At 68.4% G+C, this 14678-nt stretch carries 9 protein-coding genes; 5 read left to right on the forward strand and 4 right to left on the reverse strand.

Annotated features, from left to right (window positions below):
* The first annotated feature begins 16 nt into the window (after nucleotides 1–16).
* The 3 genes from QM841_RS20265 to QM841_RS20275 are packed head-to-tail and all read left to right on the forward strand — an operon-like array spanning nucleotide 17 to nucleotide 4577.
* Nucleotides 17–1837 carry a DUF3556 domain-containing protein gene (locus QM841_RS20265; protein ID WP_283333303.1) on the forward strand — a complete coding sequence of 607 codons (1821 nt, stop codon included), beginning with the start codon at nucleotides 17–19 and terminating at the stop codon, nucleotides 1835–1837.
* Nucleotides 1834–3267, forward strand: coding sequence for a phytoene desaturase family protein (locus tag QM841_RS20270; protein WP_283333304.1), 1434 nt, complete (start codon nucleotides 1834–1836; stop codon nucleotides 3265–3267). Before QM841_RS20265 ends, QM841_RS20270 begins: the two co-directional genes overlap by 4 nt.
* Entirely contained in the window at nucleotides 3264–4577 is a 1314-nt protein-coding gene (locus QM841_RS20275; protein WP_502943279.1) for a PucR family transcriptional regulator, read from the forward strand. Before QM841_RS20270 ends, QM841_RS20275 begins: the two co-directional genes overlap by 4 nt.
* A gap of 68 nt (nucleotides 4578–4645) precedes the next feature.
* On the opposite strand, the gene QM841_RS20280 is transcribed toward QM841_RS20275, so the two are convergent.
* Genes QM841_RS20280 through QM841_RS20290 form a run of 3 tightly spaced genes read right to left on the reverse strand, consistent with a single transcriptional unit; the run spans nucleotide 4646 to nucleotide 8520 of the window.
* Nucleotides 4646–6337 carry an acyl-CoA dehydrogenase family protein gene (locus tag QM841_RS20280; protein WP_283333305.1) on the reverse strand — a complete coding sequence of 564 codons (1692 nt, stop codon included), beginning with the start codon at nucleotides 6335–6337 and terminating at the stop codon, nucleotides 4646–4648.
* Between the two features lie 18 nt (nucleotides 6338–6355).
* Nucleotides 6356–7861, reverse strand: coding sequence for a class I adenylate-forming enzyme family protein (locus QM841_RS20285; RefSeq protein ID WP_283333306.1), 1506 nt, complete (start codon nucleotides 7859–7861; stop codon nucleotides 6356–6358).
* A 23-nt stretch (nucleotides 7862–7884) separates the two neighbouring features.
* Nucleotides 7885–8520: a TetR/AcrR family transcriptional regulator C-terminal domain-containing protein gene (locus tag QM841_RS20290; protein WP_280779321.1), complete on the reverse strand. Its 636-nt coding sequence runs from the start codon at nucleotides 8518–8520 to the stop codon at nucleotides 7885–7887.
* A gap of 134 nt (nucleotides 8521–8654) precedes the next feature.
* Here QM841_RS20290 and QM841_RS20295 point away from each other — a divergent pair, with 134 nt between their 5' ends.
* Nucleotides 8655–10466, forward strand: coding sequence for an ABC transporter substrate-binding protein/permease (locus tag QM841_RS20295; protein WP_283333307.1), 1812 nt, complete (start codon nucleotides 8655–8657; stop codon nucleotides 10464–10466).
* Nucleotides 10467–10470: 4 nt separating this feature from the next.
* A complete protein-coding gene (locus tag QM841_RS20300) occupies nucleotides 10471–11196 on the forward strand; it encodes an amino acid ABC transporter ATP-binding protein (RefSeq protein WP_005249317.1) in 726 nt (241 codons plus the stop codon).
* Nucleotides 11197–11264: 68 nt separating this feature from the next.
* Here QM841_RS20300 and QM841_RS20305 read toward each other — a convergent pair whose 3' ends face one another.
* Nucleotides 11265–14657 (reverse strand): NAD-glutamate dehydrogenase domain-containing protein, encoded by a 3393-nt coding sequence (locus tag QM841_RS20305; RefSeq protein ID WP_283333308.1) that lies wholly within the window; start codon nucleotides 14655–14657, stop codon nucleotides 11265–11267.
* Between the last annotated feature and the right edge of the window lie 21 nt (nucleotides 14658–14678).

Below are 14678 nucleotides of genomic sequence, written 5' to 3' on the forward strand. Positions count from 1 at the left end.
CCCTCAGGAGCCTCCCATGGGATTCAAGACCGGGAACTTCCCCGAAGTCGACCCCGCCACCTTCCTCGACCTTCCGTTCCGTGACCGCCTGCGCGCCATGTCGACCCATTGGGTCGACTACGGTTTCGGAACCCCGAAGATGGTGCACACCATCTACATTCTGAAACTGCTCGTCCTCTACCTCGGTATCGGGCTGACGTTGGCGACGTTCACGTCCGGCCTGAACGTCCTCGACGTGGGTGCCTGGTGGAACGAGCCGATCGTCTACCAGAAGCTGATCCTGTGGACGGTGCTGCTCGAAGCGGTGGGTCTCGCCGGTTCGTGGGGTCCGCTCGCCGGGCACTTCAAGCCGATGACCGGCGGCATCCTGTACTGGCTGCGCCCCGGGACCATCCGGCTCCCACCGTGGCCGGGCAAGGTGCCGTTCACCTCGGGCGACACCCGCACCGTCGGCGACGTCCTGATCTACGCGGCGTTGCTGCTCAACATCATTGTGGCGCTGATACTTCCGGGCGTGCACACGTCGTCGACCGACGCGGCCCTCACCGACAACTCCGGACTCGTCCGCCCCGCGGTGCTGTTTCCGCTGATCGCGCTGCTGGTTCTGATCGGTCTGCGCGACAAGGTCATCTTCATCGCCGCCCGCAGCGAGCAGTACCTGCCCGCGATCGTCTTCTTCGGGGTCCTGCCATTCGTCGACATGATCATCGCGCTGAAGCTGCTGATCGTCTCGGTGTGGGTCGGGGCGGGCGTCTCCAAGCTCGGACACCACTTCTCGATGGTGGTGCCGCCGATGCTGAGCAACACCCCGTGGATGCCGTTCAAGAAGATCAAGCGCGCGCACTACCGCAACTTCCCCGAGGACCTGCGGCCGTCGATCGTCGCCGGAGGTGTCGCCCACGTGCTCGGGACGGTCGTGGAGGTGGTGACCCCGCTGGTGCTGCTGTTCTCCACCAACCGCACGCTGACGCTGCTCGCAGTCGCGCTGATGGTCGCGTTCCACCTGTTCATCCTGTCCACGTTCCCGCTGGCGGTGCCGCTCGAGTGGAACCTGCTGTTCGCCTACGCGTCGATCTTCCTGTTCCTCGGATTCCCCGCCTGGGACGGGTACGGCGTCGCCGACATGTCCTCGGTGTGGTTGACCGCGGTGATCGTCGCCGCCCTGGTGTTCTTCCCGATCCTCGGCAACCTGCGCCCCGACCTCGTCTCGTTCCTGCCGTCGATGCGGCAGTACGCCGGCAACTGGGCGTCCGCCACCTGGGCCTTCGCACCGGGCGCCGAGGAGAAGCTCGACGAGCACATCATCCGTCCCAGCAAGAACACGCGCACCCAGCTGCTCGCCACCTACCCGCCTGAGGTCGCGGACGTGGTGATGCACCAGCTGCTCGGCTGGCGGTCGATGCACAGCCAGGGGCGGGCGTTGTTCTCGCTGATGATGCGCCACCTCGGCGACGACATCGACACCTACTCGCTGCGCGAGGCGGAGTTCAGCTGCAACTCGCTGGTGGCATTCAACTTCGGTGACGGTCACCTGCACAACGAGTTCCTGATCGCGGCACTCCAGCGGCGCTGCAACTTCGCTCCTGGCGAGTTCGTTGTCGCGTGGATCGAATCGCAGCCCATCCACAGGGGCACTCAGCAGTACAAGGTGATCGACGCCGCCCTCGGCGTCATCGAGCGGGGAACGTACAAGGTGTCCGACGCGATCAACGAGCAGCCGTGGCTGCCGAACGGTCCCATTCCGTTCGACGTGCAGTGGACACTGGACGGAGACGACTCGAACGTGCGGACGCGGGAGGCGCAGATGCAGAAGACAGATCTGGTGGTGCGGCCGTGACCACCGCAGTTGTCGTCGGCAGCGGGCCCAACGGGCTCGCCGCCGCGGTCCACCTCGCCCGCCACGGCGTCGACGTCCAGGTCCTCGAGGCCGCCGACACCATCGGCGGCGGTACCCGCTCCGGCGAACTCACCGTCCCGGGACTGCTGCACGACGAGTGCTCGGCGTTCCACCCGATGGGTGCCGGGTCGCCGTATCTGCAGACCCTCGACCTCGGCCGGTACGGGTTGACGTGGAAGTGGCCGGAGATCGACTGCGCCCACCCCCTCGATTCCGGTGAGGCGGGGTTGCTGCACCGGTCGATCGCGGCTACCGCCGCCGGACTCGGCGAGGACGGCGCGCGCTGGCAGCGCATGTTCGGCGGACTCGCCGACGGCTTCGACGACCTGGCCGCCGACCTCATGCGTCCGATCGTGAACGTGCCCCGGCACCCACTCCGGCTCGCCGGCTTCGGGCCCCGGGCGTTACTCCCGGCCGCCGTGACGGCCCGCTGGTGGCGCACCGACAAGGCCCGCGCACTGTTCGGCGGTGCCGCCGCGCACGCCTACTACCGTCTCGACCGTCCGGCCACGTCCGCGGTCGGGATGATGATCGTCGCCGCCGGGCACCGCTACGGGTGGCCGGTCGCCGAGGGCGGATCGCAGTCGATCACCGGCGCACTCGCCGCCCTGCTGACCGACCGGGGCGGCAAGATCACCACCGGTGTCCACGTCCGCGAGTGGACCGAAGTTCCGCCCGCCGACGTCGTCCTGCTGGACGTCGCGCCGTCCGCCGCGCTCGGCATCCTGGGCGCTCGCCTGCCCGATCGGGTGGCCCGTGCGTACCGGCGGTTCAAGCACGCGCCCGCCGCGTTCAAGGTCGACTTTGCCATCCAGGGCGGGGTGCCGTGGACCGCTCCCGCATGTGGACGCGCCGGGACCGTCCACCTGGGTGGGAGCTTCGCCGAGATCGCGGCCGCCGAACGCGACGTCGCTGCGGGCCGGATGCCGGAGCGGCCGTTCGTGCTCCTCGGTCAGCAGTACCTCGCCGATCCCGGTCGGTCGAACGGCGATCTGCATCCGCTGTACGCGTACGCCCATGTGCCGCACGGCTACACGGGCGACGCGTCCGAGGCGATCACCGCACAGATCGAGCGATTCGCCCCCGGTTTCCGGGACCGCATCGTCGCCACGGTCAGCAGCGGACCGGCTCGTCTGGCCGCGTCGAATCCCAATTACGTCGGCGGCGACATCATCGGCGGGGCGAACACCGAAACCCAGGTCGTGCTGCGTCCGCGCATCGCCCTCGACCCGTACAGCACCGGGGTCCCCGGCACCTACCTGTGTTCGGCCTCCACACCGCCCGGCGCCGGGGCACACGGGATGTGCGGATACAACGCGGCGCAATCGGCCCTGCGCTATCTGCGCAAGGGCGGAGGGGACGTGCTGTGAGCAGTCCCGCCCCCGGCGACCGCGGCGCCGGTGCCAGGCGCCGCATGGCGCGGGTGCCCGCGATGGCGGAGGCCGAGGTCCTCGACATCGTCGCCGGCATCGCCCGGAAACTCGATGCGCGGCAGGCGGAGATCACCCGCACGATGAGCGCGCTGCTCGCGCACGAGATCGACCAACTCGACGAAGACCCGCAACTCGTCGAACTGCTCGAGGCGAGCGTGAACGGCAACGTCTCGACGATCGTGCACGTCCTCGCCAACGACATTCCCGTCGATCATCTGCAGCCCACCACCGCCGCCGTGGAGTACGCGCTGCGACTGGCGCAACGCGACGTGTCGTCGAACTCGCTCGTCCGCGCGTACCACATGGGTCAGGACGACCTCATCAAGATCTGCTACGACGAGGTCAGCAACCTCCAACTGTCCGGACCGCTGACCCTCGCTGTGCTCAAACATATTTCGGAGGTCGTGTACAGCTACATCGACTGGATCACCCTCTACGTGTTCGACGCCTACGAGCAGGAACGCCGGCGATGGCTGGGTGCCCGCGGCAACGTCCACTCGTCGACCATCCACACCCTCCTCACCGGAACCGGCAACGACGGGTCCGCGTTCGAGGCCGAAACCCACTACCGGCTCGAGCAGACGCACGTCGCGATGATCCTGTGGTCCACCGGTCCCGACACCGAGGCGAGCCTCAACACCCTCGACCACTACGTGCGGGATCTCGCCCGCCACCTCGCCACCGACTCCGCACCCATCGTCACCGCCATCGACCGCCGAACACTTTGGGCCTGGCTGCCTTTCGGCCGCCGGAAACCCGTCCTCGACACCACCGAACTCGCCGCGGCCCTGCCCGCGAACCCGGGCATCCGGACCGCGATCGGACTGCCCGCGTCCGGGGTCGCGGGATTCCGGCGGTCACACGAACAGGCGCGTGCCGCCTACTCCGTCGCCACCGTGCCCAACACCCCGGCCCGGCCGATCGTCGGCTTCGGCGACCGCGGCGTCGCCGTCGTCTCCCTCCTCGCCGAGAACCTCGACTCCACCCGGGCCTGGGTGTGGGAGGTCCTCGGCCCGCTCGCTGAGAACACCGACCAGGCCGCGACACTGCGGTCCACACTCAGCACCTACTTCGCGACCGGCGAAAGCCACCTCCACACCGCCCAGCAGATGAACCTCCACCGCAACACCGTCAAATACCGCATCACCAAAGCCCTCGGCGACCCCGCCACCGGCACACACAGCAAGCTGGATCTCGCTCTCGCCCTGCAGGTGTGCGAGTTCTTGGGGCCGACGGTGCTGAAGTAGGCCCTCCGGGCTTGTGCGCCTTTCTGGTTGTTCCAGCTACCAAAAGGGCGCACGGGCGGCGGAGCCGCCTACGCCCGACTGAGGATGGACCCGAGATCGGCGGAGGGGGAGAGGGTGCCGTACTCGTGCGTGCGGTCGGGGCCGAGGCGGGCGTCGACGAATGCATCGGCGACGGCGGCAGGCGAGAACCGGGTCAGCAGCGACGCCTGGAGTGCGAGGGCCATCGATTCGACGACGGTGCGGGCGCGCAACTGGGCGCGGGCAGGGTCCTCAGTGGCGAGTTCGCCGAGCTGGCGACGGACCCGGTCGAGGTGCTCGTCGAGCACCGCGTTGCTGCCGCGGGCCAGGTTCACCTCGGCGTCGAACGCGGCGACGCTGTCGGGTTCGCGGGTCATCGCACGCAGGACGTCGAGGGCGATGACGTTGCCCGACCCCTCCCACACGGCCATGACGGGCTGCTCCCGGTAGCGGCGGGCGAGCGGGAAGTCCTCGGTATACCCGTTGCCGCCCAGGCATTCCAGTGCCTCGTACGCGTGGTGCGGGCCGCGCTTGCAGATCCAGTACTTCGCGACCGCGGTCGCGAGCCGGCGGAAGCTGCGTTCCTGTTCGCTCGCGTCCTCGTCGTGTGCCCGGGCGAGGCGCAGCGCGGTGACGGTGGCCGCCTCCGACTCCAGTGCCAGGTCGGCCAGCACCGACGTCATGGCCGGCTGATCGGCCAGGACCTTCCCGAACGCCGAGCGGTGCCGAGCGTGCCACACCGCCTCGGCGACGGACTGCCGCATTCCCGCGGTGCTGCCGAGCACGCAGTCGAGGCGGGTGCGCGCGACCATCTCGATGATGGTGCGGACGCCACGCCCCGGTTCACCGACCATGACGCCGACTGTGCCGTCGAGTTCGATCTCGGATGACGCGTTGGACTTGTTGCCCAGCTTGTTCTTCAGCCGCTGGATGCGGAAGACGTTGCGGGTGCCGTCCGGGAGGATGCGGGGCAGCAGGAAGCACGAGAGACCGTCGCCGCCCGCGCCTTCCGCTTGCGCGAGGACGAGGAACGCGTCGGACATCGGAGCGGAGCAGAACCACTTGTGCCCGGTCAGCAGGTAGTCGGCGCCGGGACCGCCGCGTCCGGCGGGTGTCGCGACGGTGGTGTTGGCCCGGACGTCGGAGCCGCCCTGCTTCTCCGTCATGGACATGCCGAAGATCGCGGACGCCTTGCCGGGTGCGTCGAGCGCGGGGGTGTAGCTGCGGGACAGCGCGCGCGGTTTCCAGATCGTGGCGACGTCGGGTTGCAGGTCGAGGGAGGGGATGACGGCGTTGGTCATCGAGATCGGGCAGGAGTGTCCGGGTTCGATCTGCGCGAACATCATGAATGCCGCTGCGCGGGCGACGTTCGCGCCGGGCTTCGGGTCGGCCCACGCCGACGTGTGCGCCCCGTGCGCGACGGCCGCGGAGATGATCCGGTGGTACGCGGGGTGGTATTCGACCTCGTCGATCCGATTGCCCCAGCGGTCGAACGTCTTCAGTTCGGGGATGATCGTGTTGGCGAGTTCGGCGTCGTGCTGGAACGTGGCGCTGCCGACGAGTGCACCGATGTCGGTGAGTTCGCCGGTGGCCCAGTCTGCGTCGTGGCGGCGCACGCCCTCGGACAGCACCGTGTCGAGGGTGAACTCGTTGACGTCGGCGCGGGGCGCCGACTGGTTGAGCACGGTGTGCGTCCGGTTGGGTGCGGGATGGGTGACGTTCGTGTCGGAAAATATAGTCATGGCAGTGTCTTTCGTGAGTCAGCTCGCGGAGCGGATCAGGTGCTTCTGGATCTTGCCGGTGGGGGTGCGGGGCAGCACGGTGGCGAAGACGTAGTCGCGCGGAATCTTGTAGCGCGCCAGCTTGTCCGACAGGTAGGCGCGGATGTCGTCGGCACCCACGACGTCCGGTTCGCGCCACACGACGTGCGCGACGACGGTCTCACCCCACTCGGGGTGCGGCCGCCCCACCACCGCGACGTCCACGATGTCGGGATGGCCGGAGATGGCGTCCTCGACTTCCTTGGAATAGACGTTCTCGCCGCCGGTGATAATCATGTCTTTCGCCCGGTCGACGATGAAGAGGTAGCCGTCGTCGTCCTGGCGTGCGAGATCGCCTGTGCGGTACCAGCCGCCGTCGGCGAATACGGCGGCGGTGGCGCCGGGGTCGTCGAGGTACCCCTGCATCACGGTCTCGGTGCGCAGCCAGATCTCCCCGATCTCCCCGGCGGGCACGTCGATGCCGTCGGGGCCGGCCAGGCGCATGTCGACGCCGGCGAGCGCCGCCCGGCCGATCGAGCCGGCCTTCGCGAGCTGTTCCTCCGGGTAGAGGACGGCCCCCACGGGACCGGTCTCCGTCATCCCGTACACCTGGTAGAAGCGGGTGGTCCGGTACGACTCGACGAGTCGGCGCGCCACATCGGCGCCGATCGGGCCGCCGCCGTAGAGCCAGGCCCGGACGCTGGAGAGGTCGTAGTCGGTGAAGTCCGGCACCGCATTCAGTGCCGTGGTGTAGATGACCGGCGGACCGAAGCACAGCGTAATGCGTTGCTGCTGTATCGCTTCCAGGAAGTGGACGGGGTGGCACTCGCGGACGAGCACGACGGTGCCGCCCATGTACAGCGTCGCCATCAGCCAGTTGTTGAGCGGCGACGCGTGCCAGATCGGGACGGCCATCAGCAGTCGCTCGTCACGGGTGATCGACAGACCGAGGGCCGCCGTGGTCGCCACGAGCACGACGTTGCGGTGGCTGTGCACGCAGCCCTTGGGCGCGCCGGTGGTGCCGGACGTGTAGAGGATTTCGGCGGGGTCGTTCTCGTCCGGCTCGATGCCGTCGATGCCGTCCAGGTCCGCGATTGCGTCGTCGAAGAAGGCGTGGCCCGCCATGGTGGTGTCGGTGGACAGCAGCTGCACCGGCGTCTCGAGCCGCTCGATGACGGGTGCGAGTGCGCCGTCGAAGACGCACACCTTCACCTGCGCATGCCGCAGGATGTAGTCGACCTCGGGTGCCTGCATCTTGTGGTTGACCGGCACCACCACCGCGCCGATGCGCCAGGCGCCGAGCATCGCGTAGACGAATCCGGGGGTGTTGAAGCACATGAGAGCCACGCGGTCGCCGTGCTCGACCCCCAGTGTCCGCAGCAGGGCGGCGGCCCGGCGGCTGCCGTCCTGCACGGAACCATACGTATGGTCGCGACCCTGGAAATGGAGAAACGCCTCGTCGGGCGCCTTCCGGGCGTTGCTGTCGAATACGCGAACGATGTTCATCGCGCTCCTTGGAGGAGAGAAGGTCAGTCGATGGAGGTGTTGCGGACGGTCTCGGGGATCTGCAGGTTCGCGAAGATGACGGCGACGGCCTCCTCGAGCGAGTAGCCGAAGCTCTCACCGGTGGCGGTCTTCTGGATCACCAGTCCGAAAATCGCCGACCAGAACGCCTTCGATTCGACGTCGATGCCGGCGCGCAGTTGCCAGCCGGTGCGCATCAGGGTGCGGATCAGCGCGTCCTCGCCCGACGAGTGCAGGGTCCGGAGGGTGTCGGTGATGAGGTCGCGCAGTTCACTGCGGCGTCCCGTCATCAGCATCGCCGACGTGAAGAGTTCGACGCTGGGGGCGCCCGGCCCGAGCAGGGAGCCGACGAGTTTCTCCGTGTAGTCGCCGACGGTCTCCGCCGTCGCCGCGTCGTCCTCGGCCCGCTTGCCGGCGCGCAGCACGGCAGCACACGCGACCTCGACGAAGAGCCGTTCCTTGGAACCGTAGTAGTAGGTGACCTGGTTGGGGTGGGCCCCGGCGGCGGCGCAGATCTGCGTGATCGGGACGCCCTCGCCGTGCTCGAGAAACAGTTCGGTGGCGGCGGTGAACAGGGCGTCGCGGGTCTGGCGACCGGACTCCCGGGTGGCTCGCGCTGCTCGGCCCGTCTGCGGCACCATGACTGCCTCCTACTTGTTTGTCATACAAACAATAACTCGACTTTGTTTGTATGACAAACAAGGAGAGTGACGGCCGTCGCCCCCGACGTCCTCCGACCCCGGAAATACCGACCGCCAGGGTTACGCTGCTCACCATGTTTTCTTCCGTCGGAGCGAAGATCCGTGTGGTGGTGGCGCTACTGCTCACCGCCCTGCTGGCGCTGACCCTGTCGTCGTGTTCGAGTGACGGGGAAACGTCCGGGGCGGCACCGCAGGATCTGTGTTCGCCACCCGGCGTGGGCGCGGCCACCGCCGCCCCGACCAACCTCGCCGCCGCAGGCGCCGCGGCCGAGGACCGCTACACGACGCCGTCGACCACTCCGATCGACCAGATCGACGCGTCGAAGCTGAACCTCATCACCCCCGGTGTGCTCACCGTCGGCACGCTGTCCGACGCACCGCCGAGCATCTGCGTGAACTCGGAGAACCAGTTCACCGGCTACGACAACGAACTGCTGAAGGCCGTCGCCGACAAGCTCGGCCTGCGCGTCGACTTCGTTGGCACCGAGTTCGCCGGACTGCTCGCCCAGGTGGCCGGGCGCCGCTTCGACGTCGGATCCTCCTCCATCACGACGACGGACGAGCGCCGCAACACCGTCGGCTTCACCAACGGCTATGACTTCGGCTACTTCTCCCTCGTCGTTCCCAACGGCGGCCCGATCCAGGGCTTCGACGACCTGACCGCGACCACTCGGATCGGTGTCGTCCAGGGCACCGTCCAGGACGACTACGTCGTGAACACGCTGAAGCTGAACCCGGTGAAGTTCCCCGACTACGCCACCGCCTACGCAAACCTGAAGTCCGGGCAGATCGACGCCTGGGTGGCGCCGTCCCAGCAGGCCGAGGGCGCCATCGCGCCGGGCGATCCCACGTCGATCGTCGAGAACACCTTCAGCGTCAACAACTTCGTGGGCTGGGCCGTCAACAAGGAGAACCAGCCGCTCATCGACGCCCTCAACTCCGGGCTCGACGCCGTCATCGCCGACGGCACCTGGGCGCAGCTGTACTCCGACTGGGTGCCCCGCGAACTGCCCGAGGGCTGGAAGCCCGGCAGCAAGGCGGCGCCGATGCCCGACCTGCCCGACTTCGCCGCGCTCGCCGCCCAGAACTCGCAGAACACGACCGAAACCCCGGTCGCGGAACCCAAGTCGACACTCCAGCAGCTGAAGGACACGTTCTTCAACTGGGACCTCTACACGCGGGCGTTCCCCGATCTGCTCAAGACCGGTCTGCCGAACACGTTGATCCTCGCGCTGGCGTCGGGCATCGTCGGCACCGTCCTCGGCATGCTGCTCGCGATGGCCGGCATCTCCCGCACCCGCTGGCTCCGCTGGCCCGCCCGCATCTACACGGACGTGTTCCGCGGGCTGCCCGCCGTCGTCATCATCCTCATCGTCGGACTCGGCGCCGGACCCATCGTCAAGGGACTCACCGGCAACAACCCCTACTGGCTCGGTGCCGCCGCGCTGTCACTGCTCGCGTCCGCCTACATCGGTGAGATCTTCCGGTCCGGCATCCAGAGCGTCGAACCCGGACAGCTCGAGGCGTCCCGGGCGCTCGGCTTCAGCTACCGGAAGTCGATGACGCTCGTCGTCGTCCCGCAGGGTGTGCGACGGGTGCTGCCCGCGCTGATGAACCAGTTCATCTCCCTCATCAAGGACTCGTCGCTGATCTACTTCCTCGGCCTGCTCGTCAGCCAGCGGGAACTGTTCGCCGTCGGCCGCGACCTCAACGCGCAGACCGGCAACCTGTCGCCGCTCGTCGCCGCCGGCCTGTTCTACCTGGCGATGACGATTCCGCTGACCCACCTCGTCAACTACATCGACAACCGTCTGCGCACCGGCCGCGCCGACACGTCCGGCACGCTCGACCCGGTGGAACAGTCCATCGTCGTGGAAAGGGGATAAGGCGATGGCCGTCTCTCTCACTGGCACCGACCTGCATCTCGCATTCGGCACCAACAAGGTGCTCCGCGGCGTCGACCTCCACGTCGACGCCGGCGACACCGTCACCGTGATCGGACCGTCCGGCTCCGGAAAGTCCACCCTGCTGCGGGTCCTCAACCGACTCCACGAACCCGATCAGGGTGACGTCCTGCTCGACGGCAAGTCGGTGCTGAAGGACAACCCGGACAAGCTGCGGCAGCGCATCGGCATGGTGTTCCAGCACTTCAACCTGTTCCCGCACAAGACCGTCGTCGACAACATCGCCCTCGGACCCCGCAAGCTCAAGGGGATGTCCAAGGACGAGGCGCGGTCGCTGGCGCTCGAGCAGCTCGAACTCGTCGGGCTCGCCAACAAGGCCGACTCCCGGCCCGGCAACCTGTCGGGCGGACAGCAGCAGCGCGTCGCGATCGCCCGCGCCCTCGCGATGAAGCCCGAGGTGATGTTCTTCGACGAGGCCACCTCGGCACTCGACCCCGAACTGGTGAAGGGCGTCCTCGCGCTGATGGCCGACCTCGCCAAGGGCGGCATGACGATGGTCGTCGTCACCCACGAGATGGGATTCGCCCGCGAGGTGTCCGACACGGTGCTGTTCATGGACCACGGCGCCGTCGTCGAGACCGGGAAGCCGGACCAGCTGTTCGACAAGCCCGAAACCGAACGGCTGCAGCAGTTCCTGTCCCAGGTGCTGTAGGCCGCTCCGCGGCCTGTGCGCCATTTTGGTAGCTGGAACAACCAGAAAGGCGCACGGGCGCGAAGCGCCTACCGCGTCATCGCCCGGATCCGCCTGGCCGCGACGGAGATCAGCGCCAGCGTGGGTTCGGTGGCGACCTCCGACTCGATCTCCGTCAGCAGCGCACGCGCGCGGGAGAGCCGGGCGGCGTTGTGCTGTTCCCACTGGTCGACCTTGTCGGCCGCGTCCTCGCCGGGTTCGCTCACGGACAGCGCGTCGAGTGTGATGGCGCGCAGTGAGCTGTACAGGTCGTCGCGCAGGGCCAGGCGGGCGAGGGCGTGCCACCGGTCCAGCCGGGGGAGAGCCGTGACTGCGGTCAGTGCGGTGTTGATGTGCAGGTGCGCCGACAGCGCGAAGTACAGTTCGGCGACGTCCTCGGGGCGGTGCTGCGAGATCTCCGCGATGTCCACGATGTCGAGGAGGCAGTACGTGTGCAGGAGGTCCGCCACGTCCGCGGCCAGCCCGGTCTCCGCCCCACGCGATGTGAGGGCCTCGGTGCGCCGCTCCACCGCGGTGATCTCGTCGCCCCGCAACCATTCCCGCACGCGCGGCCCGAGGTCGCGGACGACCGGCTGGTAGCGGGCGATGGTGGCCTCGAGCGGCAACGGTTGCGGCCGGTGCGTAGTCAGCCACCGCGACGCGCGGTCGATCAGTCGCTGGGTCTGCACCGTCAGTGCGTTCGTCCCGGCCGTCGGAGTGGTGTCGGCCGTTGCCCTGATCCGCTCGAAAGTCGCTCCGAGGTCGAAGATCTCGGCGACCGCGGTGAAGGCGTTCACCGCCTCCGCGGAGTCGGCGCCCGTCTCCTCCCGCAGCCGGAAGGCGTACGTCATCCCCGCCCGGTCGACCATGTCGTTGACGACCGACGTCGTGACGATCTCCCGACGCAGCGGATGCGCGGCGACCGTGTGCGCGAACTCCCGGCCGAGGCGCGGCGGGAAGTAGTTGTGAAGCCGGCCGGCGTAGACCCCGTTGTCGGGGAGGGTCGTGCCCGACACCTCGCTCTTGATGAATCGCTTGACCTGCGCGGTGAGCTGCGCCAGCTCCGGACTCGTCAACCCCTTCTGCTCACGTTCGAGCGCGCCGAACTGCGCGGACGTCGGGAGCACGTCGATCGCGCGGTCCACGTGTCCGCGCCGTTCCAGGTCGTCGACCATGCGGGAGTGGAAACTGACGAGGGTGCCGGCCTGCGCCCGGTTCAGGCTCATCATCTCGTTCTGGCTGCGATTGTCGGCGAGGACGAGCCTGCTGACGTCGTCGGTCATGTCGGACAGCAGCGCTCGCCGGTCCTGCGCGGTGAGGGTGTTGTCGGCGGTCGCGCCCGCCAGGGCGATCTTGATGTTGACCTCGTGGTCCGAGCAGTCGACGCCGGCGGAGTTGTCGAGCGCGTCGGTGTTGACGCGACCGCCGTTGCGCGCGTACTCGATCCGCCCGAGCTGGGTCAGCCCGAGGTTGCCGCCTTCGCCGACCACCCGGACCCGCAGTTCGGGCGCGTCGAGCCGGACCGCGTCGTTCGACTTGTCGCCGACGTCCGCGTGGCTCTCCGTCGTCGCCTTGACGTACGTGCCGACGCCGCCGTTCCACAGCAGGTCGGCGGGCGCACCGAGAACGGCACGCACGAGTTCGACGGTGGTGAGGGCCCGATCGTCGTCGATTCCGAGCACGCGCCGGGCCTGCGGTGTCAGCCGAACCGACTTCGCGGACCGGTCGACGATCATCGCGCCGTCACTGAGGACCGCCTTGTCGTAGTCCTTCCAGCTCGACCTGCCGAGCCCGAAGAGCCGTGCCCGCTCGTCCCACGACCGCTGCGGGTCGGGATCGGGGTCGATGAAGACGTGCCGATGGTCGAATGCCGCGAGCAGGCGGATGTGGCGGCTGAGCAGCATCCCGTTTCCGAAGACGTCGCCGCTCATGTCGCCGACGCCGACGACGGTGAAGTCGTCGGTGCGGGTGTCGACGCCCATCTCGCGGAAGTGCTGCATGACGCTTTCCCACGCGCCGCGGGCCGTGATGCCCATCGCCTTGTGGTCGTAGCCGACGGATCCGCCGGACGCGAATCCGTCGCCGAGCCAGTACCCGCGCTCGAGTGCGATCGCGTTGGCGACGTCCGAGAACGCCGCTGTCCCTTTGTCTGCGGCGACCACGAGGTAGGTGTCGTCACCGTCGCGCCGGACGATGCCCTCCGGCGCGATCACCTGCCGGGTCGTGATGTCGAGGTTGTCCGTCATGTCGAGAAGGCTCGAGATGAACTCGCGGTAGCAGGAGATGCCCGCCGACGCCGTCGCCTCCCGGTCGGCGGCGGCGTCACCGGTCGGCACGGGCGGGTCCTTGACGACGAAGCCGCCCTTTGCTCCCGCGGGGACGATGACGGCGTTCTTGACCGCCTGCGCCTTGACGAGTCCGAGGATCTCGGTGCGGAAGTCGTCGCGGCGATCCGACCACCGGATGCCGCCGCGGGCGACGTCGTCGAATCGCAGGTGCACGCCCTCCACCCGAGGCGAATACACGTAGGCCTCGTATTTCGGTCGGGGCAGCGGCAATTCGTCGATCGACGAGGAATCGAATTTGAACGCGAGAGCGCGCGCGGGCCGACGGTCACCGGCGTAGTACGTCGTCCGGGTGGTGGCGCGGATCAGGGACAGCAGTGCCCGCAGGATCCGGTCGGCGTCGATTCCGGCGACGGCGTCGATCGCGTCGACGATGCGGCCCTCGAGCGCGTCTTCCGCTGCGGCGTCGCGTTCGATCCCCGGGTCGAGGCGGAGCGCGTGCAACTCCACGAGGAGTTGCGTGATTGCACTGTTGCTCAGCAGGACTCGTTCGACGTTGCTGCGGCTGTACGGAAGCCCGGCCTGACGCAGGTAGGCGGCGTACGCGCGGAGGACGGTCACCTGACGCCAGCCCAGCCCGGCGTGCAGGACGAGCGCGTTGAACCCGTCGACCTCGGTCTCACCCGTCCACGCGGCCCGGAACGCGTCGGCGATCCGGCTGTCCCGGGTCACCCCGTGACCGTCCGTCACGGCGACCAGATCGACGGTGAGGTCGTAGATCCAGGCCCGATGCCCGTCCGGGCGGGTCAGCGCGGCCGGCCGTTCGTCGAGCGCGTTGACACCGAGGCTGGACAGGATCGGCAGAACCTCGTTGAGCGGCGCGGGTTTCCCGACCGCGTAGATCTTGAGGTTCTCGTACGGCGCGGACGCCTCGGTGGTGGTGAACGTCAGCGCCACACTGTCGACGTCGAGGCGCTCCACCTCGGCGACGTCGCGGATCGCCTGTGCCGGATCGGTTTCGGTGGCGTAGCTGATCGGCAGCGCGGACGCGTAGTGGCGCGCGACGCCGGTGTCGAGACGATGCGGTTCCGTGAGCAGCGTGCTGCGCCACAGCTCGTGGGACCAGGGGGTGTCGAGTTCCGTGCCGATGCTGTTCATGACGATGGGGTGATCTCCTGT

Source organism: Rhodococcus sp. IEGM 1307 (genome assembly GCF_030056915.1).
Classification (GTDB): Bacteria; Actinomycetota; Actinomycetes; order Mycobacteriales; family Mycobacteriaceae; genus Rhodococcus_F; species Rhodococcus_F opacus_D.

Bases quoted from the DNA above. Each gene is read 5' to 3' on its own strand.
- QM841_RS20265 (WP_283333303.1), top strand. From the start codon at position 17: ATGGGATTCAAGACCGGGAACTTCCCCGAAGTCGACCCCGCCACCTTC.
- QM841_RS20280 (WP_283333305.1), bottom strand. From the start codon at position 6,337: ATGACTATATTTTCCGACACGAACGTCACCCATCCCGCACCCAACCGG.
- QM841_RS20285 (WP_283333306.1), bottom strand. From the start codon at position 7,861: ATGAACATCGTTCGCGTATTCGACAGCAACGCCCGGAAGGCGCCCGAC.
- QM841_RS20290 (WP_280779321.1), bottom strand. From the start codon at position 8,520: ATGGTGCCGCAGACGGGCCGAGCAGCGCGAGCCACCCGGGAGTCCGGT.
- QM841_RS20295 (WP_283333307.1), top strand. From the start codon at position 8,655: ATGTTTTCTTCCGTCGGAGCGAAGATCCGTGTGGTGGTGGCGCTACTG.
- QM841_RS20300 (WP_005249317.1), top strand. From the start codon at position 10,471: ATGGCCGTCTCTCTCACTGGCACCGACCTGCATCTCGCATTCGGCACC.
- QM841_RS20305 (WP_283333308.1), bottom strand. From the start codon at position 14,657: ATGAACAGCATCGGCACGGAACTCGACACCCCCTGGTCCCACGAGCTG.